Raw genomic sequence first — 17,816 nt, forward strand, 5'->3', positions numbered from 1 at the left:
GATGTCCGGGCTGGTTGCAGAGGCGGCCGAGCCGCGCGCCGTCATCGTTGCCTTCCACGGGGGTGGCAGTACCGCAGCGTATTTCGACTGCCCCGGCCATCCGCGATTGTCGATGCTGCGCACCGGCGCGGCGCTCGGCTTCACCGTAATCGCTCTCGACCGGCCGGGTTACGGCAGCTCGGCACCCTATCCCGACGCGATCGAACGTCCGGAGCAACGGGTCGAACTGGCGTACGGCGCGGTCGACAAGATCCTCGGGTCGAGCCCGCGAGGGGCTGGGCTGTTTCTATTCGCCCATTCCAACGGTTGCGAGTTGGCCATCCGGATGGCGGTCGACGAAAGAGCTGCCGACCTGCTTGGCGTCGAATTGGCCGGCACCGGGCTGCAATACGCCGACGCCGCCAAAGAGATCCTCAAGTCGGCCACCGCGACGCAACGGCCAACGGGGTTGCGCGATCTGCTCTGGAAGCCTGCGCACTTGTATCCCCCCGAGGTTCTGACGGGCATCACGAACTCGTCGACCGGCGCTGCCTACGAGGCCGCGATGGTCAAAGACTGGCCGCGGCAAGACTTTCCGGCACTGGCCGGGCAGGTACGCGCCCCAGTTCAGTTCAGTGTCGCCGATCACGAGAAGGTATGGCGGTCAGACCCCGGCGCGCTGGCGGCGATCGGGGCACTGTTCACGAAGTCTCCCCGCTTCGTTCTCAACGAGCAGGTCGGTGCCGGTCACAACCTTTCCCTGTCGGTCAATGCGGCGGCCTACCACATGAAGGTGCTGTCGTTTGTCGAGGAATGTGTAGTCGCACAAGAGAACGCGAACACCAAATTGGAGGCGGTTTGATGCGCGTCGGATTCATCGGACTGGGCAGCCAGGGCGGCCCCATGGCGCGGCGGATCGTCGAAGGTGGCTTCGAGACAACGCTATGGGCGCGTCGGGATGCCAGCCTCGAACCGTACGCCGACACCGCGGCAAAGACTGCGGGCTCGCCCGCCGAACTGGGCGCCGCGAGTGACCTTGTCTGCCTGTGCGTGGTCGGGGACGACGACGTCAGGGAGGTACTCGCCGGCGAGACCGGGGTGTTAGCGGGATTGGCTCCAGGCGGGATCGTCGCCATCCACAGCACCGTGCATCCCGACACATGCCGAGAGATCGCGAAGTTTGCTGAGAAGCAAGGAGTTTCGGTAATCGACGCTCCGGTGAGCGGCGGTGGCCCCGCCGTCGAAGAAGGAAAGCTCCTGGTAATGGTCGGCGGCGACGAAGACGTCGTCGATCGCTGCCGGCCCGTCTTCGCAACCTATGCCGACCCCATCGTGCACCTGGGACCGCTTGGCGCCGGCCAGGTCACCAAGATTCTGAACAACCTCCTGTTCACCGCCAATCTGGGCAGCGCCCTGAGCACCCTGGACCTTGGCGAATCGCTCGGCATCCCTCGTGAGCGGCTCGCCGAGGTCCTCAACGGCGGCTCCGCCACCAGCAAGGCACTCGCCAGCATCTCCATGTTCGGCGGGACCGCGGAGGGACTCGCGCCGATCGCAGGGGCCTTGCTGCAGAAGGACGTTCGCCACGCGGCCAGCATTGCCGCCAGTGCTTCGGCGGCCGAGGGCGCGGTGTTCACCGCGGCGGACGCCGCATTGACGTCTATGGAACATCCGCGATGAGCGCTTGCGCGAAGAGCAGAGCGCACCGATGACACGGGTCGGATTCGTCGGCGCGGGGCGCATGGGCGGTCCCATGGTCCGCCGCCTCGTCGAGTCCGGCCACGACGTGCAGGCGCTCGGTCGGTCTGACCAGGCGTGCCGGTCGATCCGCGAGCTCGGTGCACGGCCGGTGACGACGCTTGCCGACGTCAGTGACGGCGCCGAGGTGGTCATCGTCTGCGTGTTCACCGACGACCAAGTCCAGCAGGTGTGCCTGCAGGGTGAGCTGGTTTCCGCGATGCCACCGGGCTCCGTGCTCGTCATCCACACCACGGGAAGCCCAAGCACCGCAGAGGCCATCGCAGCCCAGTCGCCGGGCATCGACGTGATCGACGCCCCGGTCAGCGGCGGCCCGCACGACATCGCCGCGGGCCACGTCACGCTGTTCGTGGGTGGATCCGACGAAGCCGTCACGCGGGCCCAGCCTGTGATCGCGAGCTATGGCGACCCCATCCTCCACGTCGGTCCAATCGGAGCCGGGCAGCGGGTGAAATTGATCAATAACACGTTGTTCGCCGCGCAAATCGGGCTCCTGCGTGCGGCTGTCGAGCTCGGTGGTCGGCTGGGGGTCGAAGAGTCGAAGCTACTGGCATCGGTGCCGCACGGCAGCGGGGCTAGCCGCGTCGGCGAATTCATCGCGCCGCGGGGATCAGTACAGGCGTTCGTCGACGGGGTTGGCGAGTTCATCGGAAAAGACGTCGCCGTGGCCCGGAAGATCGCCGCCGAACTCGGAAGCGATCTGGGGTTGCTCGATGACGTCATCAACGCGGGCCTTGAGGCCTGAACCATGAATTCGGCCCGGTACTTAGCCCATTTCGATGAATACCGAGGAGGAAACTGTTAGCGTTACAGTTAAGCGACCTCTCGTAACGTTTCCGGCTCCCAGCCCGCCGCGAAAGAGGAGATCATGACCAAGCCCAAATTGGTGTTCAGCCCGGTTTCGCAGGAGTATTTCGAAAACCCGTACGAGATTTACGCGCGAATGCGCGACGACGCACCCCTGTACTACGACGAGCAGGAAGACTTCTATGCGCTGACCCGCCACGAGGACGTGGCCGCCGCGTTCAAGGATCACGAGTCCTTCTCTTCGGCTCGCGGCTGCGACCTGAGCATGGTGCGCACCGGGGAGGTGCCCCAGAGGTCGATCATCTTCATGGACCCGCCCGACCATCGCCATATGCGCAGCCTGCTCAACAAGGCCTTCACGCCGCGTGCCATCCAGTCGCAGAAGGAAACCGTCACAGAGCTGATCGAGCACTATCTGGCCAAGGCGGATCCGGACAACTTCGACGTCGTGCAGGACTTCTCCGGCCCGTTCCCGGTGGAGGTCATCACCCGGATGGCGGGTGTGCCCGAGGACTTCCGCCAGCAAGTTCGGCACTGGATCGACACGAGCTTGCATCGCAAGCCGGGACAGATCGATCTGGACGACGACAACATGCAGGCCAACATCGACTCGGGGATCTACTACTACGGCCTCGTCCAGGAGCGAAGGAAGAACCCGCAGGACGACATGATCAGCCGGCTCATCGCCGCGGAGATCCCCTGCGAGAACGGCGAGATGCGCAAGCTCGACGACATCGAGATCACTGGATTCACCACGCTTCTGGGCGGCGCGGGCGCGGAGACGGTCACCAAGCTCGTCGGCAGCGCCGTGGTGGAGTTCGCCCGACACCCTGACCAGTGGCAGAAGCTGCTCGACGACCGCAGCAAGATCCCGGCCGCGGTCGAGGAGCTGCTGCGCTACGTCGGACCGGTCCAGTACAACGTCCGCTACAGCGTCAAAGAGGTGACGGTGCCCAGCGGCACGATTCCCGCGAACAAACCGGTCTTCCTCATGGGCGCCGCGGCCAACCGCGATCCACGAGCCTTCGACGACGCCGAGACCTTCGACATCGACCGGGACCGCGCGCAGGCGCAGAACCTGGGGCTCGGCTACGGGATCCACAGCTGCCTCGGTGCGGCGCTGGCCCGAATGGAGAGCGCGATCGCACTGGACCACCTACTCGACTTCATGCCGCGCTATGAGGTCGATTTCGACGGCCTGCAGCGCGTCAACATGCAGAACGTGGCGGGTTACCAGAATGTGCCGGTGAAGGTGCTGCGATGAGCAAGGTCGAAGTCGACTTCGGTCTGTGCGAGAGCAACGGGGTGTGCATGGGCATCATCCCGGAGGTGTTTGACCTCGACGACGAGGACTTCCTCCACGTTCTGCAGGACGAGGTGACCCCCGAGAACGAACACCAGATCCGCGAAGCGGTGCGTCAATGTCCAAGGCAGGCGATATTCATTCGCGACGAGTGACGCTGGCTTAGATGCGATTTGTCTTCGTGCACGGCGGTTTTCACGCCGCGTGGTGCTGGGAACGAACGGTCAGCGAGCTAGAACGGCTCGGCCACGAGGGCATCGCCGTCGATCTTCCGGGGCATGGCACGCGTGCCGACGAGGAATCGACGCTGGCGAACCGTCGCGACGCGATCGTCTCGGTGCTGCGGCCCGGTGATGTCCTGGTCGGCCACTCGGGCGGCGGGTTCGATGCGACATTGGCCGCCGACTTCGCGCCGGAGCTGGTAAGCCACATCGCCTATGTCGCCGCAGCACTGCCGCGCGAAGGGCGCACTTATCCCGAGGCGATGGCGATGCGCGACGCCGGCGACGTTCCCGACGGGAAGTTCGACGCCGACGTCGGAGAGATGTTGGGCTACTTGCATTTCGACGATGACGGTGCGATGACGTTCGCCGACTTCGAGAGTGCGTGGAAGTACTTCTACCATGACTGCGACGAAGCGACCGCCCGCTGGGCGTTCGAGCGTCTCGACGCCGAACGGTTCGGCGACACGACCGTCACACCGGTGTCGGTGCCCCGGTTCTGGGCAGCCGATCTCCCCCGCAGTTTCATTCTGTGCCTGCAGGATCGGTCGATGCCGCGATGGCTGGCCGACACGGTGGCGCGTCGACTTGGCGTGGAGCAGTTGGCCATTGACACGTCACACTCGCCGTTCCTCAGCCGTCCGCGGGAGCTGGCCGAGCTGCTCGTGCACGCGACGACCACGAAGCCAACGGGTCCGCTCGTCCCCGACTAGACCCGCGAAATAGAATTCCAGGCTGTAGAACGCGCGGCTTGACGACCCGGAATTCTATTTCGGCGCTAGGAGCCGAAGCCGGAGATGATCACCGCATTGCAGTCCGCGGCACCCTGGCGGACCTTGGCCGCCTTCTGGTAGGCCTCCGACTCGTACCAGGTGCGAGCGGCGTCCACAGACTCGAACTCCAGCACGACGGTCTGGCTGCCGTGCCAGGTGCCCTCGATCACCTGGGGCTTCTGGTCCACGGCCACTATCGTCGCACCGGCCATCGCCTGCATGGCCAACTTGCCATACTCGGCCATCCCCGCCGGGTCCTTGATGTCCTCGGTCAAGATCACATAGCCTTTGGGCACTCTAATCTCCTTGCGTGCTAGTCAGTTTCGCTGATGGCCTGTTCGGGGCAGCACTCGATGGCTTCCTTCGCTGCGCCCTCGAGCCCCTCGGGTACCTCCGACGGATCGGCGACGGCGTAGCCGTCATCCGTCATGGTGAACACGTCGGGGCACAGCGTCAGGCACATGCCATGGCCGCGGCACCGATCCTCGTCGACTTTGACCTTCACGACGCACCGTCAGCGAGGTCGAACTCCAGGTGCAGCTCCGTGAGCCCGCGCAGAATATAGGTCGGAATGTATTGGTAGCGGCGGTTATCCGCGGGACCGTGCTTGTCCTCGGAGATCTTGATGTCCGTCGTGCGGTCCAGCAGCCGCTCGAGTCCGACGCGGGTCTCCGCCCGGGCCAGCGGTGCGCCGGGGCAGCTGTGGATACCGCGGCCGAACGCGAGGTGCTGGCGCGCGTTTTTGCGTTCGGGGTCGAAGGTGTCCGGCTCTTCGAACCGCCGCGGGTCGCGGTTGGCCGCCCCGTTTATCACCATCAGCGTGCAGCCTGCGGCAACGGCTTGCTCACCGACCGTTGTCGGTACCCGCGACAGCCGGAAGTCGCCCTTGACGGGACTTTCGATGCGCAGACATTCCTCGATGAAGTTCGGCAGAAGGCTGCGGTCCTCGCGCAGTTTGCGCTGAATGTCGGGGCGGTCCCCCATCACCTTCAACGCGGTGCTCAGCAGCCGCACGGTCGTTTCCTGCCCGGCCGAGAAGACGTTGGTGGCCACCCTCACAACGTCTCCGACCTCGGGCATCGTGCCGTCCGGGAAGGTCGCGGTCGCCAGCCCCGTCAGCACGTCATCACGAGGTTCGCGACGACGGTCCTCCACATACGTTGCGAAGACGTCGTACAGATACTCCAGCGGCGTCTTGGTCAGTGTCTTGTCCGCATTGCCGATACCGCCCCCGTGAGTGCCGCGCGCCAGCCGCTCGAGCAGCTCAGGTCGGTCCTCTTCCGGCACCCCGAGCAGGTCGGCGATGACGCGCAGGGTGAACGGACCCGCGAAGCCCTTGATGAATTCGCCTTCGCCCGGCGCGAGAAAGGTGTCGAGGATATCGTCGGCGAGCTGCCACATCGCGTCCTCGTTCTCCTTGAGGCGCTTGGGTGTGATCAGCCGCATGAGCAGTGCCCGGTGGTTCGTATGCGTCGGCGGGTCCAGGGTCGGCAGCTGGTCGCTGAACGGAATCTCGTCGCGGTGCTTCTCAATCAGCTCGGTGACATCGTCGCCTTCGAGCGGGACCGGAAAGCCAGGGAACGGGCCGGTCACCGAGATGCACGACGAGAAGGTCTGCTCGTCGTTGTAGACGTCAACGGCCTCCTGCCAGCCGGTCACCATCGTGACGCCGTAGTGGTCCTCGCGGCTGACTGGGCACTTGTTGCGAAGTGCCTCGTAAAACGGGTACGGATCGTCCGTCAGACGACCGTCCCGGAAGAAGTCGGCCGAAGTGAGGTCTTCCGCCATGCGCCCTCCGTTTCGACGATCTCGATCTACGAGAACGTGATTCTCATCTTTGGGTATTAGATTTCCATACCCGCTGTCCTGCGTCAACGAGGGGTGCCGAGCGAGTGCTCAGCACTGGGCCAGATCGGGGCTGCGACCCGGGTTGACACCCGCGGTTCGGAAATGGGACTGTCTCTTGATCGACCGATCAGGAAATGGGGTTGGCTATGGCAGGCCGGGTTGACGGCAAGGTCGCGTTCATTACTGGTGCGGCACGGGGACAGGGTCGAAGCCACGCGATGAGGCTGGCACAAGAGGGCGCCGACATCATCGCCATCGACATTTGCAAACCGATCAGTCGCAGCAGCGAGATCCCTCCGTCCACGCCGGACGACCTGGCCGAGACGGCCGATCTGGTCAAGGCACATAACCGCCGCATCGTCACCGCCGAGGTCGACGTGCGCGACTACGACGCGCTGAAGGCCGCAATCGACAGCGGTGTCGAGCAGTTGGGCCGGCTCGACATCATCGTGGCCAACGCGGGGATCGGTAACGGCGGAGCAACCCTCGACAAGACCAGCGAGCACGACTGGAAAGACATGATCGACGTCAACCTGTCGGGTGTGTGGCACACCGTCAAAGCCGGTGTGCCACATCTACTCTCCGGCGGCCGCGGCGGTTCGATCATCCTGACGAGCTCGGTAGGCGGGCTCAAGGCCTACCCCCATACCGGTCACTACATCGCCGCGAAGCACGGTGTGGTGGGCCTGATGCGGACGTTCGCGGTCGAACTCGGGCAGCACTCGATTCGCGTCAACTCGGTGCACCCCACAAACGTCAACACCCCGATGTTCATGAACGAGGGGACGATGAAGTTGTTCCGCCCCGATCTGGAGAACCCCGGCCCTGACGACCTCGCCGTCGCCGCTCAGTTCATGCACGTGCTGCCGGTCGGCTGGGTGGAACCGGTCGACATCAGCAATGCCGTCCTGTTCTTGGCGTCCGAAGAAGCCCGCTACGTCACGGGTCTCACGCTCACCGTCGACGCGGGAAGCATGCTGAAGTAGCTCGGCCTAGTCGGTGGTACGGAACCGGCTCAAGTAGCGCTCGATGAATGCACGCAGTTCCCGGTGACCGTCTGTGACGCCGATAGCGCTCTCGTTGCATAGGCTTCGTCCCATCTGCGTCAGCAACATGGAAATGACGACCGGCGGATACTCGTCGAAATCGACGCGGTAGGCCCGCAAAGCGACTGTCACGGCAGCGGTTTCGATATCGCGCACGCGATCGGCGTAGGCCTTCAGCTCGGCACCGATCACCTTGCGATGGTTCGCCAGCGCCATGAACTCGGTGTTGAGTCCCGTGAGCCGGGAATCGGTGTTGATCTCCCACAGCGCGCGCAACGGGTCCTCGGCGGTGAGCGTTTCGCGCATTCTGGCCAGCGATACCTCCGCACCGGCCCGCAGCACTTCCGCGAACAGGTCGTCCATCGTCGGGAAGTAGTAGTACACCAGCGCTGAACGAACCCCGGCGACCGCGGCCACTCGGCGCGACGTCGCGGCCGCGTAGCCTTCCTCCCTCATTATTTGGGCGGTCGCCTCCATCAAGCGCTGCCGCGCGCCGACGTCTTTTGCTGCGGCCTTCGTCGCTGCGGCCATCTAGTGGTCTCCCCAAACCGCGTGGGCGCTAACCCAATCAAAGACTCTTGACCTGTCGCCGCGACGCGTGTTAAGCATGATCCATTCTAGCAGTTTGATCGATCGATCAAATCTCTACTACTCTTTGGCGCATCAGTGGAGATGAGGGGCGGAAGAGCAAATGACCGATCTCGCGTCAGTGGACTATTTCTCCGATCAAGCCATCGCACATGATCCTTAGGTTGCGGTCACGGGTGATGCCGAGGTCATGGCGGCCTGGATCTGCCGCTCGTCACCGTGATCGACACCGCTGGGGCGGCGTTGTCGCGGGAAGCCGAGGAGGGTGGATTGGCCCGCGAGATCGCCAGGTGCATCGCGGAAATGGTTGCACTCGAGGTGCCCACTGTCTCGGTGCTTCTCGGCGAAGGAACCGGCGGCGGAGCACTCGCACTTGTGCCTGCCGATCGGATCCTGACCGCCCGGCACGGATGGCTCTCCCCTCTTCCTCCCGAGGGAGCCAGCCTGATCCTCTACCACGACACCAGCCACGCTGCGGACATGGCGGTCAAACAGGGAGTGCGGTCCGCGGACTTGCTTGCCAACGGAGTCGTCGACCGAGTCGTTCCCGAATATCCCGACGCCGCCGCCGAACCTGAGCAATTCTGTCTCCGGGTCGGCGCCGCGCTCCGCGACGAACTGGCGAGGCTGGGCAACGCCGATGTCGTGCAAAGGCTCGCCGCTCGTGCACAACGATTCGACCGGATCGGTCAACATGGTCTGACCCTGGCCGTAGCCGGCTAGTGGCGGCGAGAAGAACACCTATCCTCGGCGGGTCCGCCAGTCACCGATCGCGGCGAGGCGCCGCCGCTGCTGCGCGGCGGCCCCGGCATCGAGCCCGTGGCCGCGCTGCTCGAGATTGTCGATGACGCGTTGGCGATGCTCGACGGGATTGGCGTCGTCGTATTTGAACTTGGCATCCACCCGCATCACTGCCAGTCGGACGCCCCGGATACCCGAAAGCATCCGCCCATAGGGCGCCGAGTCGACGGTGACCGCCGCGTGGCGACCTTCGGGTTGGAGGTCGGCGAGTTGCGCGGTGAGGATGTCGGCCTTGTCCTGCGGGTCGTCGACAACCGTTGGCCGACATACGAATTGCACGGAGGCGTAGTAGCTGGTCGGCACGCCGTCCTCGTCGGGTCCACCGGCCTTGGCCCGCCAGTAAGTCGGAATGTACGCGTAGTCGCCAGCAATGGCCAGGCGTACTTCAGCAGCGGCCTCCAGATGCGGCCAGACCGGGTTCGGTCGGGCCAGGTGGATCAGTAGCTCGTCGCCGGCAACAGTGAAATGCAGCGGCAGCACAAACGGCGCATCGGCTGTGTCGAGGTTGTTGACCGCGAGCATCCCGAACCGGTCGGTGGACGCCAGCCAGTCCTGCCACTCACCAGTATCGAGCGCGGCATCCCACGGGTGAATGAGCATGTCAGTCTCCTTCGAAAGGCGTTGTGCCGCTGGCTATCAGACGACGAACCACGTGCACATCGGGTCCGAATCGCGCCAGGTGTGAAACCAGGTCGTCGGCGGCGGCGTGAAGCGCCGCATCGGTCATCGGGTCGAGCGCGTCGAGGATGAACAGCGCCGTGGTGGTGTCGTCGCGCAGTCGGGTGCGGTGTGCCTGCCGCCAGTTCCAGCGCCGGCAGGTCACCCCCGCGTCGTCGCACCACACGACTTCCCCGGGGTCGGGGTACTCGATGGCCGCGGTGCCGTCGACCATGGTGTCGAACGGCTCGTTACCTGCGGCACGGATCAGGTGAGGCGAGCCGGCGTAGCGCGTCAGGTTTTCCCCGCCGAGCGGGATCTGGTGCAGCACCGAGATGGCGTTGTATGTGTCGGTGAGCCGATTCACCCGCGGTAGCCCGGATCCGGCACGCCGCAGCAGCGCCTCGACGCTGTTGCGGGTGCGCTGCGGCTTGGCCCCGAACGCGCGGTAAGCCTCCCGCCACGCTGCCACGTGTGGCAGCTCGTCCACCGCGCGCTCGAAAAGCGCTTGGCGCGCTGCGTTTTCGGCCGCACGCAGCAGCGCTTCGCTGCCCTGATCGCCCGGACTGGTGATGAGCCCGTCGACGGCCAGCAGCAGGACACGGTAGTCGGGTCGCAGTGCGAACACCGGGGCGTCCACATACGCGCCGGCGAGAACTCCCTCGAGTAGGACGATGTCAGTCATCGTTCACCTCCGACGCGGCTCCCACTCCCGGCTCGAAGACGGCCAGGGAGAATCTCGCCGGCTGCGTCTCGACGTTGGTGTATGAATGCGCCACGTCACCGGGAAATGCAATCGCGTCGCCCGCTTGGAGAGTGACGGATTGGTCTGCCACCCCGACGGTGACCTTGCCCTCGTGGACCTGCAGGAGCTCCTTCGTACCAGGCGTGTGGGCTTCGCTCGTGTGCTGGTCGCCTGAGCACAGGGTCCAGTCCCACAGTTCGACCACGTTCGGCGGTTTCGTGCCTGCCACCAGCACGCCGCGTCCACCCGAATCGCTGCTCCACAGGGTGGCACCGTCACCGCGGCGAGTGACCTTCACCGGCTTGGGTTGAGGCGGCTCGACCAACGCCGGCAGCCCCACGCCGAGCGCATCGCTGATCCTCAAAAGCGTTCCCACACTGGGGTTTGCGGCGCCCTGCTCGACGTTGACCACCATGCGGCGACTCACCCCGGCAGCCTCCGCCAACTGATCCAGCGTCCAACGCCGCGACAGCCGCTCCTGCCTGACCCGAACACCGATCGCCGATGCGAGAGCTGCGGTGCCCTGATCCACTAGTGCACTATAGCGCACTCAGAGTGCAGTGAACCTGTTCAACCCTTTTCGGCGGCCACCCTGGCTCGCTCCGCCATCGAGGCGATCACTCCGCCATCGTTCAATATGTCCGAGCCGGTGAGATAGCCGGCCTTGTCACTGGCACAAAATGCGAGTAGCTCTGCCATCTCTTCCGGCTTGCCCCACCGCGGAACCGCTGCGTCGGTGACCATCGCACCGGCCCCGGCCTGCTCCTCCAGCCTGCCCATCTCGGTGTCGATGGACCCCGGGGAGACCGAGACGATCCGGAGCCCGCGACCGTTGAACCTCTCGGCCTGTGATGTGCTGTACCACCGGACGAAGCTCTTGCTCACGGCGTAGGCGATGCCGGACCGCGCATCCTCAGGAACGATGTCGCACACCGACATCATGTCGTTCATGAAGGTGTCTTCATCCTGAAGGGCTAGCGGGAACTGCTTTGTCGGAATCATCTCCTGCGGCAGCATATGGGCGGCCATCGATGCGACGTTGACGATCGCGGCCCCCTCGGCAGCGTTCCCGTAGAAGACCTCGTTGACGTTGACCGTGCCGAGGGCGTTGGTCCGCATGACGTAATCGGCGTCGCCCATGCTGGGACTTACCCCCGCGGTATGGATCACGGAGGCGATCGTCCCGAGGTCAGCCGCGGTATCGAGCAACCGGGCAACCGCCTGGCGGTCGGTGACGTCACAGTTGACGGCCGAGGGCGTCATTCCGAGGTCGCTCAGCGTGGCCGCCGCTGTATCAAGCCGGTCCTGCCTGACGTCGCAAAGCACGATTGCGTGGTCCCGGCCGACGACTTTGGCCGTGGCCAGACCCATGCCACCCGCTCCGCCCGTGATTACCGACACTCGACTCATACGTGGACGATATACGGCTGCCGTTACATTTCACAGGCCGGGTGTCACGCATGGGGTGGCTGCGGCCCCGCGACTCACGGCAGGACCAGGCGCAGCCTTTCCCAGCCGCGAACGGTCGATGTCGGCGCGAGTTGCGCTGTCTCGTAGTCGATATCCCACTCCGGCCACCGATTGAGCAGTTCGTCGAGGGCGACGCGGCCTTCCAGCCGCGCCAGGTTCGCGCCGAGGCAGTAGTGGACGCCTTTACCGAAGGTGATGTGGGAGATATTGTCGCGACGAATGTTGAACGTGTCCGGGTCCTGGTATCGGCGTGGGTCGCGGTTGGCCGCACCGAACAGCAGCAGCATCGCGCTTCCAGCTGGCACTGTTGTGCCGTAGCACTCGAAATCCCGTGCCATCCAACGGGCGACGTGCGGGCCCGTCGGTTCGAAGCGCAGGGTTTCGTCGACGGTGCGCGTCAACAGGCTCCTGTCGTCGAGAACCGTCCTGCGTTGATCGGGGTGTTCGGCAAGAACTTTCGCCAGCCATCCGATCAGTCGACCGGTCGTCTCGTTTCCTGCGCCGGCGACAACCTGGGTGTAGTGCAGCACTTCCTTGCGTGTCAGTTTCCGGGTCACCCCGTTCTCGTCTTCGAACTCGACGTTGAGCAGCGCCGTCATCAGATCGTCGGACGGGTTCTTGGCACGCCAGTCGACGTAGTCGGCATAGATCCGTCCGTCGGCGATCGCGTCGGCGTCCACCACCTTCATCGGGGTGCCGGGTTTCGTGCGCAGGTTCGCGTCGTTGGCGTCGCGGACCGTGACTTGATCCGACTCGGGTATGCCCAGCAGCATCCCGATGACCCGCATCGGCATCATCGATGCGAGCTCGGCAATGATGTCGAAACCGTCAGAGCCGACGTGCGGATCCAGGCAGCGTACGCAATACTGCCGGATCTGATCCTCGATGGCGGCCATCCGGCGCGGAGTGAAGACCCGAGACATCAAGCCCCGCAACATGGTGTGCATGGGAGGGTCCTCGAACATCATCACGCCGGGAGGCATGTCGAAGTCCGACTTGACCAGTTCGAGGATGTCGCTTCGACTGTTCGAGAAGGTCGGCCAGTCGCTAAGCGCTTCTTCGACGTCGGCGTGCCGGGAGATCGCCCAGAAGTCGAAGCGTTCGTTGTAGTAGATCGGCGCCTCTTCCCGCAGCCGGGCGTAGACCGGATACGGGTTGGCCACGATCTCGACGTCATACGGGTCGTAGTAGACGTCCGTGCTTTGCGAGGTCGTCATCGTGCTGCCTTCTGCTATTGCATCGCAATGCGGATGTTCTTGATCTGTAGGAACTCCTGCAGGCCCTCGATGCCGCCGGTGCGGCCGAATCCGCTCTCTTTATAGCCTCCGTACGGCCCCTGCGGAGAGATATCGCTGTACTTGTTGATCCACACCGAGCCCGCTTCAAGCCGGCGAGCGACCCGATGTGTCCGGCTCAGATCGTTGGTCTGTATGAACGCGTTCAAGCCGTACGGCGTGTCGTTGGCGATGCGCACGGCTTCTGCTTCGTCGCTGAACTTCATCACCGAAACGACGGGTCCGAAGGTCTCGGTCTGCGCCAGCGCGGACGAGTTGTCGACGCCCGCGAACACCGTCGGCTGAAGGTAAAAGCCCTGTGCGAGTGCGCCGCCCAGCCGCTTGCCTCCGGCGAGGAGGTCACCCGCACCCGTCGCCACGGCTTCGTCGATCACGCCGAGAATGCGGTCGATCGCGGACTGATTGATAACCGGCCCGAACACGACTGCAGGGTCGAGTGGGTCCCCGATCGTCGACCCTTCTACGACGGCAACGAACTTCTCCACGAACGCGTCGTAGACCGACTCGTGGACCAGCACGCGGCTTGCGCACGCGCAACTCTGTCCCGACTGCATCAGCGGGCCCTGATGGGCCGATAACATCGCCGCGGCGTCGAGATCGGCATCGTCGAAAACGATGTTGGCCGATTTGCCACCGAGTTCGGCCACCACAGGCGTCAGATTGACTGCCGCCGACTGGAGAACCTTGCGTGCGGTGGCATCTCCGCCGGTGAAGTGGATCTTGCGGATGCCGGGGTGACGCACGAGCGCCTCACCCCCTTCCGGGCCCGCCGGCACGACGTTCACCAGCCCGGCCGGCAGACCGACCTGGGTGCACAATTCGCCGAACCGCAGGCTGGCGAGTGGCGCCAGCTCTGAGGGCTTGAGGAGCACGGCGTTACCGGCGGCGAGTGCGGGCGCGACACACGAAGCCGTCACGGCGAGTGCGCCGTTCCACGGGGTGATGACGCCGACGACGCCGTATGGTTCACGTTCAATCAGGTTGACGTCGAAGGACCAGTCCACCGGCGTACTGGAGCCGTGGGGCTTGTCGACGTAGCCGGCGTAGTAGCGGAGGAACCGCTCGAGCAGCAGCGCGGTACCGGCGAAGGAGATCGGAACCGCGTAATCGTGCACGTTGAGACGAGCAAGCTCGTCGAGGTTTTCGTGCACGGCGTCGGCGAGGTCGATCAGCAGGTCTCGGCGTCGGTCGACGGTAAGCGACATCCATTCTCGATGCGCGTCCCAGGCTGAGGCGACGGCACCGTCGATCTCGGCCGCGCCGGCCAAGGGGACAGCCGCGTTCGGTTGGCCTGTGGCCGGGTAGATATGTGAATGCGTCCCGCCGGACGACTCGTTGACTCGGTCGCCGCCGATGAGCAGCCCAGTGAAGATCGTGTCGGTGATCGAGGTCATCAGGCCTCCTCTCGCCACTCGTTCAGGACGCGCTGCTTCTGCTCGTCGATCGCCTGGCCGAGGCTGGCGGCCTTTGCCCATCCGTAGTAGGCGCCGAAATGCAATGCCAGTTCATCCATTTCGTCGAACGAGAGGTCACGGCTCTTCAGCGCGGCGTAGACATGGCTCATGATCGGATACGGCGCGTCCTGGAATGCCACGCATGCGACCGTCACCAGCCGTCGTTCCCTCATGCCGAGTCCTGGCCGCAGCCACATCTCGCCGAAGACGAAGTTCAGAATGCCCGCGCCTTGATACGGGTTATCCCGCTGCGGCGCAAACGGTAAGCAGTTGATGTCCTTGAACGATTGTTCTCCGGTCAGCAGCCGCCGCTCGGGGTCACTCGGTGTAACCAGCGGTAGTAGCGGATCGGGCGGTGGCACCGCCTGTCCCCGCTCGCGGTGGATACGGTCCCACTGCTCGTCGACCGCCATGTTGAATCGGGACGCCTTGGGCCAGCCGCTATAGACCGCGAAATGCAAGACGGTCTCCCGCATTTCGGTGATCGTCAGATCACCGCTGTTCAAGGCTGCATACACGTGATCCTTCAGAGGTCCTTCCGCGTCGGCTGCCGCCACGCATGGAAGCGTGACGAACCGCCGATCCCGCCTACTCAGCCCCGGGCGAGACCAGACTTCTCCGAAGACGAAGTCGAGCAACCCATTCGTCGTCGCAGGGGTCGGATCCTCTGGTGGAGGAAATGTCATCACTTCCGCGAAGGCGCGCCTGCCGCGCTCGGAACGATCGATATCGACTGTTGTCATCGCAACGTCACTCCTGCGTCGACTTTGAACTCCAATCCCGTCACAAAGCGGCTCTCATCGGAAACAAGGAACAGCACGGCGTTGCTGATATCGATCGCTTCGGCCATCACCGCAGGCAAAGCGTTGAGGAATATCGGAACAAGATCAGGACGACTCTCGGCGAGGAGCGCGTGCAGCGACTGTGGCTGCATACCCGTTTCGACTCCGGTCGGATGGACCGTGTTGACCCGAATATTCTGTGCGGCAAGCTCGTTGGCCAGCGCCCGGCTCAGGCCGACGACTCCGTGCTTGGATGCGGTGTAAGGCAGGTGCAGCGGTGTGCCCTTCAGGCCGGCCGCCGAGCTGATGTTGACCAGGCTTCCGCCACGCTCCACGAGATGCGGCAGCGCGGCCGCACACGTGTTCCAGGTGCCGATCAGGTTGACGTCAACGACCGTTCGCCACTGCTCGGAAGTGGTCTTGTCCCACGTGCCCACCGTCAGCACACCGGCGTTGGCCACCGCCGCGTCCAGTCCACCGAGTTCGGCGACACCGGTGTTCACGGCCTTCGTCAACGCCGCCTCGTCGCGAACGTCGACGATGGAGGTCACGACTCGCCCGCCGTGCTTTTCGGCCAGCCGGGCGGTTTCGTTCAGATCCTCCGGCGTTGCCAGTGGGTATTCCAATTCGGGCAGCGACTCGCAGATGTCGACGAGAATGAGGTCGGCACCCTCCTCGGCGAGCCGCACCGCATGACTGCGGCCCATCCCCCGCGCCGCTCCGGTGATGAGTACCTTCTTGCCGGCAACCCGACCGGTGACGCGAGATCCGTTGTCGCTCATAACTTGTTGGTGAAGCCAGCGTCGACGGGGAAGGTGACGCCAGTGACGTACTTGCCTGCGTCGGAGACCAGGTAGGCGATGGCCTCGCTGATGTCCTCGGGCTCCAAGAGCGCAACCGGCATCGGGTTCTGCAGATGGGGGCCGCCGTCGGGATAGTTCTCCAAGAACGACAGCATGGCCGGATTGACGGCCATCATCGTGTTCACGGCCGTCGGATGCACCGTGTTGACCCGAATGCTATGTGGTGCAAGGGCGTTGGCAAGCGTGCGCATCAGGCCGACGATGCCGTGCTTGGACGCCGCATAGCCCAGTCCTCCGCCCTGGAGTCCGCCGAAACCCCTCAATCCGGCGGTCGAGCTGGTGAGGACGATCGAACCACCCTGCCCGCCGGCGATCAGGTGCGGTATCGCCGCCTTGGTCGTGTGGAATGCGCCGACGAGATTCACGGTGAGGACATCGGTCCACTGCTCGAGATCTTCTTCGTCGGTCAGTTCGCGAAACGCCATGGTCGCGATGCCCGCGTTGGCCAGCACGATGTCCAGCCGACCGAACTGCTCCACGCCGGCATCGAGAGCCGCCTTCAGCGCGCGATAGTCGCGGACGTCGTCGACCGAGGCAAACATCTTGCCGCCCTTGGCTTCCACCAATGCGACGGTCTCGTCGAGCTCCTCTCGCGTCGCCATCGGGTAGCCGTTGGACGCGATGTCGGCGCAGATGTCCACGCCGATGATCGCGGCGCCGTCGGCGGCCAGCCGCACAGCATGGCTGCGCCCCTGTCCGCGGGCTACGCCGGTGATGAATGCGACCTTCCCGTCCAAACAACCCATCGATCCTCGCTTCATTGCACTAGGGGAGTAACCGTGTTACATCAGGTACGGTAACCTGGTTACTCATAGACAGCAAGGGCGTTTGCAAAAGTGACTAGTGCTGAAGTGGTCAGCGGCGACGATGTTGAACCGCAACGCGACCGGATTCTGGACATCGTCGTCGAGTTACTCGAAACCGAGGGCTACGACGCCGTGCAATTGCGCGAGGTCGCTCGGCGGGCACGGACATCCTTGGCAACAATTTACAAGCGCTACGGCACGCGCGACGAGCTGATCCTGAAGGCGCTCGAGTGTTGGATGACAGAGAACCGGTATTCCGGTTTGACCCAACCACACGATGCGGACGAGTCGCTGTACGTCGGCCTGATGCGGGTGCTGCGCACCATCTTTGAGCCATGGGAGCGTCACCCCGCGATGCTCGAGGCCTACTTCCGAGCACGAACAGCCCCAGGTGGTCAGAAGCTGGTGCGCCGCGGGTTCGACACGGTGGTCCCGGTGGCGATGGAGGCGCTCGCCGGCGCTGACGCCGACTTCATCCGCGACGTTGACACCATCGTCTCCAGCGTTGTCTACGGCTTGATGGGCCGCTTCGCAGCCGGCGAAATCGCGATTGCCGAGATTGTGCCGAGCCTCGAGCGCACCGTGCACTATCTGACGACTGGCTATGAAGCTTCTCGCTA

At 64.4% G+C, this 17,816-nt stretch carries 21 protein-coding genes and 1 pseudogene; 9 read left to right on the forward strand and 13 right to left on the reverse strand.

Annotated features, from left to right (window positions below; all coding sequences use genetic code 11):
* The first annotated feature begins 1 nt into the window (after position 1).
* The 6 genes from VFH65_RS18215 (at position 2) to VFH65_RS18240 (ending at position 4,781) form a co-directional block, all read left to right on the forward strand.
* Entirely contained in the window at positions 2-841 is an 840-nt protein-coding gene (locus VFH65_RS18215) for an alpha/beta hydrolase (RefSeq protein ID WP_353323354.1), read from the forward strand.
* The gene (locus VFH65_RS18220) at positions 841-1,659 is read left to right on the forward strand and encodes an NAD(P)-dependent oxidoreductase (protein WP_353323322.1); all 819 of its coding nucleotides are present in this window, start codon (positions 841-843) and stop codon (positions 1,657-1,659) included. Before VFH65_RS18215 ends, VFH65_RS18220 begins: the two co-directional genes overlap by 1 nt.
* A 4-nt stretch (positions 1,660-1,663) precedes the next feature.
* Positions 1,664-2,482, forward strand: a complete 819-nt coding sequence (locus tag VFH65_RS18225) for an NAD(P)-dependent oxidoreductase (RefSeq protein ID WP_414688445.1) — start codon at positions 1,664-1,666, stop codon at positions 2,480-2,482.
* 123 nt (positions 2,483-2,605) lie between these two features.
* Positions 2,606-3,808 (forward strand): cytochrome P450, encoded by a 1,203-nt coding sequence (locus tag VFH65_RS18230; RefSeq protein ID WP_353323324.1) that lies wholly within the window; start codon positions 2,606-2,608, stop codon positions 3,806-3,808.
* Positions 3,805-4,002: a ferredoxin gene (locus VFH65_RS18235; protein ID WP_353323326.1), complete on the forward strand. Its 198-nt coding sequence runs from the start codon at positions 3,805-3,807 to the stop codon at positions 4,000-4,002. The genes VFH65_RS18230 and VFH65_RS18235 overlap by 4 nt, the downstream gene beginning before the upstream one ends.
* Before the next feature lie 11 nt (positions 4,003-4,013).
* Entirely contained in the window at positions 4,014-4,781 is a 768-nt protein-coding gene (locus tag VFH65_RS18240; RefSeq protein WP_353323327.1) for an alpha/beta fold hydrolase, read from the forward strand.
* A gap of 65 nt (positions 4,782-4,846) precedes the next feature.
* Here VFH65_RS18240 and VFH65_RS18245 read toward each other — a convergent pair whose 3' ends face one another.
* The 3 genes from VFH65_RS18245 to VFH65_RS18255 form a co-directional block, all read right to left on the reverse strand.
* Complete coding sequence (locus VFH65_RS18245; RefSeq protein ID WP_414688446.1) at positions 4,847-5,086, reverse strand: DUF1330 domain-containing protein; 240 nt, start codon at positions 5,084-5,086, stop codon at positions 4,847-4,849.
* 68 nt (positions 5,087-5,154) lie between these two features.
* Positions 5,155-5,346: a ferredoxin gene (locus tag VFH65_RS18250; RefSeq protein ID WP_353323330.1), complete on the reverse strand. Its 192-nt coding sequence runs from the start codon at positions 5,344-5,346 to the stop codon at positions 5,155-5,157.
* Positions 5,343-6,629 (reverse strand): cytochrome P450, encoded by a 1,287-nt coding sequence (locus VFH65_RS18255; protein WP_353323331.1) that lies wholly within the window; start codon positions 6,627-6,629, stop codon positions 5,343-5,345. The genes VFH65_RS18250 and VFH65_RS18255 overlap by 4 nt, the downstream gene beginning before the upstream one ends.
* A 206-nt stretch (positions 6,630-6,835) precedes the next feature.
* On the opposite strand from VFH65_RS18255, the gene VFH65_RS18260 reads away from it, so the two are divergent.
* The gene (locus VFH65_RS18260; protein WP_353323332.1) at positions 6,836-7,675 is read left to right on the forward strand and encodes a mycofactocin-coupled SDR family oxidoreductase; all 840 of its coding nucleotides are present in this window, start codon (positions 6,836-6,838) and stop codon (positions 7,673-7,675) included.
* A gap of 6 nt (positions 7,676-7,681) precedes the next feature.
* Here VFH65_RS18260 and VFH65_RS18265 read toward each other — a convergent pair whose 3' ends face one another.
* The gene (locus VFH65_RS18265; RefSeq protein ID WP_353323334.1) at positions 7,682-8,266 is read right to left on the reverse strand and encodes a TetR/AcrR family transcriptional regulator; all 585 of its coding nucleotides are present in this window, start codon (positions 8,264-8,266) and stop codon (positions 7,682-7,684) included.
* Positions 8,267-8,521: 255 nt separating this feature from the next.
* On the opposite strand from VFH65_RS18265, the pseudogene VFH65_RS18270 reads away from it, so the two are divergent.
* Positions 8,522-9,046: pseudogene (locus tag VFH65_RS18270) on the forward strand (carboxyl transferase domain-containing protein); the annotation flags it as partial.
* An 18-nt stretch (positions 9,047-9,064) separates the two neighbouring features.
* On the opposite strand, the gene VFH65_RS18275 reads toward VFH65_RS18270, so the two are convergent.
* From VFH65_RS18275 to VFH65_RS18315, 9 genes are all read right to left on the reverse strand, one after another.
* Positions 9,065-9,724 (reverse strand): FMN-binding negative transcriptional regulator, encoded by a 660-nt coding sequence (locus VFH65_RS18275; protein ID WP_353323336.1) that lies wholly within the window; start codon positions 9,722-9,724, stop codon positions 9,065-9,067.
* A 1-nt stretch (position 9,725) separates the two neighbouring features.
* Positions 9,726-10,466 carry a B3/B4 domain-containing protein gene (locus tag VFH65_RS18280; protein ID WP_353323338.1) on the reverse strand — a complete coding sequence of 247 codons (741 nt, stop codon included), beginning with the start codon at positions 10,464-10,466 and terminating at the stop codon, positions 9,726-9,728.
* Positions 10,459-11,058: a helix-turn-helix domain-containing protein gene (locus VFH65_RS18285; protein WP_353323339.1), complete on the reverse strand. Its 600-nt coding sequence runs from the start codon at positions 11,056-11,058 to the stop codon at positions 10,459-10,461. The genes VFH65_RS18280 and VFH65_RS18285 overlap by 8 nt, the downstream gene beginning before the upstream one ends.
* A gap of 38 nt (positions 11,059-11,096) precedes the next feature.
* Positions 11,097-11,936: an SDR family oxidoreductase gene (locus tag VFH65_RS18290; RefSeq protein ID WP_353323340.1), complete on the reverse strand. Its 840-nt coding sequence runs from the start codon at positions 11,934-11,936 to the stop codon at positions 11,097-11,099.
* A gap of 74 nt (positions 11,937-12,010) precedes the next feature.
* On the reverse strand, positions 12,011-13,213 hold the full coding sequence (locus tag VFH65_RS18295; RefSeq protein ID WP_353323341.1) for a cytochrome P450: 1,203 nt from the start codon (positions 13,211-13,213) through the stop codon (positions 12,011-12,013).
* Positions 13,214-13,227: 14 nt separating this feature from the next.
* Positions 13,228-14,685, reverse strand: coding sequence for an aldehyde dehydrogenase family protein (locus VFH65_RS18300; RefSeq protein WP_353323342.1), 1,458 nt, complete (start codon positions 14,683-14,685; stop codon positions 13,228-13,230).
* Positions 14,685-15,488 (reverse strand): carboxymuconolactone decarboxylase family protein, encoded by an 804-nt coding sequence (locus tag VFH65_RS18305; RefSeq protein WP_353323344.1) that lies wholly within the window; start codon positions 15,486-15,488, stop codon positions 14,685-14,687. Before VFH65_RS18305 ends, VFH65_RS18300 begins: the two co-directional genes overlap by 1 nt.
* Entirely contained in the window at positions 15,485-16,309 is an 825-nt protein-coding gene (locus VFH65_RS18310) for a mycofactocin-coupled SDR family oxidoreductase (RefSeq protein ID WP_353323346.1), read from the reverse strand. The genes VFH65_RS18305 and VFH65_RS18310 overlap by 4 nt, the downstream gene beginning before the upstream one ends.
* Positions 16,306-17,136, reverse strand: a complete 831-nt coding sequence (locus VFH65_RS18315; protein WP_353323355.1) for a mycofactocin-coupled SDR family oxidoreductase — start codon at positions 17,134-17,136, stop codon at positions 16,306-16,308. Before VFH65_RS18315 ends, VFH65_RS18310 begins: the two co-directional genes overlap by 4 nt.
* A 90-nt stretch (positions 17,137-17,226) precedes the next feature.
* Between VFH65_RS18315 and VFH65_RS18320 the strand changes: the two genes are divergently transcribed.
* Positions 17,227-17,816, forward strand: a 590-nt coding sequence (locus tag VFH65_RS18320) for a TetR family transcriptional regulator (RefSeq protein ID WP_353323348.1), incomplete at its 3' end; no start/stop codon positions are given.

This window comes from Mycobacterium sp. (genome assembly GCF_035697385.1).
Classification (GTDB): domain Bacteria; phylum Actinomycetota; class Actinomycetes; order Mycobacteriales; family Mycobacteriaceae; genus Mycobacterium.

What these genes read in the sequence shown, in the direction of transcription:
- VFH65_RS18295 (WP_353323341.1), bottom strand. Translation starts at nt 13,213, where the DNA reads ATGACGACCTCGCAAAGCACGGACGTCTACTACGACCCGTATGACGTC.
- VFH65_RS18235 (WP_353323326.1), top strand. Translation starts at nt 3,805, where the DNA reads ATGAGCAAGGTCGAAGTCGACTTCGGTCTGTGCGAGAGCAACGGGGTG.
- VFH65_RS18300 (WP_353323342.1), bottom strand. Translation starts at nt 14,685, where the DNA reads ATGACCTCGATCACCGACACGATCTTCACTGGGCTGCTCATCGGCGGC.
- VFH65_RS18305 (WP_353323344.1), bottom strand. Translation starts at nt 15,488, where the DNA reads ATGACAACAGTCGATATCGATCGTTCCGAGCGCGGCAGGCGCGCCTTC.
- VFH65_RS18280 (WP_353323338.1), bottom strand. Translation starts at nt 10,466, where the DNA reads ATGACTGACATCGTCCTACTCGAGGGAGTTCTCGCCGGCGCGTATGTG.
- VFH65_RS18240 (WP_353323327.1), top strand. Translation starts at nt 4,014, where the DNA reads ATGCGATTTGTCTTCGTGCACGGCGGTTTTCACGCCGCGTGGTGCTGG.
- VFH65_RS18255 (WP_353323331.1), bottom strand. Translation starts at nt 6,629, where the DNA reads ATGGCGGAAGACCTCACTTCGGCCGACTTCTTCCGGGACGGTCGTCTG.
- VFH65_RS18220 (WP_353323322.1), top strand. Translation starts at nt 841, where the DNA reads ATGCGCGTCGGATTCATCGGACTGGGCAGCCAGGGCGGCCCCATGGCG.
- VFH65_RS18245 (WP_414688446.1), bottom strand. Translation starts at nt 5,086, where the DNA reads ATGGCCGAGTATGGCAAGTTGGCCATGCAGGCGATGGCCGGTGCGACG.
- VFH65_RS18315 (WP_353323355.1), bottom strand. Translation starts at nt 17,136, where the DNA reads ATGGGTTGTTTGGACGGGAAGGTCGCATTCATCACCGGCGTAGCCCGC.
- VFH65_RS18230 (WP_353323324.1), top strand. Translation starts at nt 2,606, where the DNA reads ATGACCAAGCCCAAATTGGTGTTCAGCCCGGTTTCGCAGGAGTATTTC.
- VFH65_RS18275 (WP_353323336.1), bottom strand. Translation starts at nt 9,724, where the DNA reads ATGCTCATTCACCCGTGGGATGCCGCGCTCGATACTGGTGAGTGGCAG.
- VFH65_RS18310 (WP_353323346.1), bottom strand. Translation starts at nt 16,309, where the DNA reads ATGAGCGACAACGGATCTCGCGTCACCGGTCGGGTTGCCGGCAAGAAG.
- VFH65_RS18260 (WP_353323332.1), top strand. Translation starts at nt 6,836, where the DNA reads ATGGCAGGCCGGGTTGACGGCAAGGTCGCGTTCATTACTGGTGCGGCA.
- VFH65_RS18215 (WP_353323354.1), top strand. Translation starts at nt 2, where the DNA reads ATGTCCGGGCTGGTTGCAGAGGCGGCCGAGCCGCGCGCCGTCATCGTT.
- VFH65_RS18290 (WP_353323340.1), bottom strand. Translation starts at nt 11,936, where the DNA reads ATGAGTCGAGTGTCGGTAATCACGGGCGGAGCGGGTGGCATGGGTCTG.
- VFH65_RS18265 (WP_353323334.1), bottom strand. Translation starts at nt 8,266, where the DNA reads ATGGCCGCAGCGACGAAGGCCGCAGCAAAAGACGTCGGCGCGCGGCAG.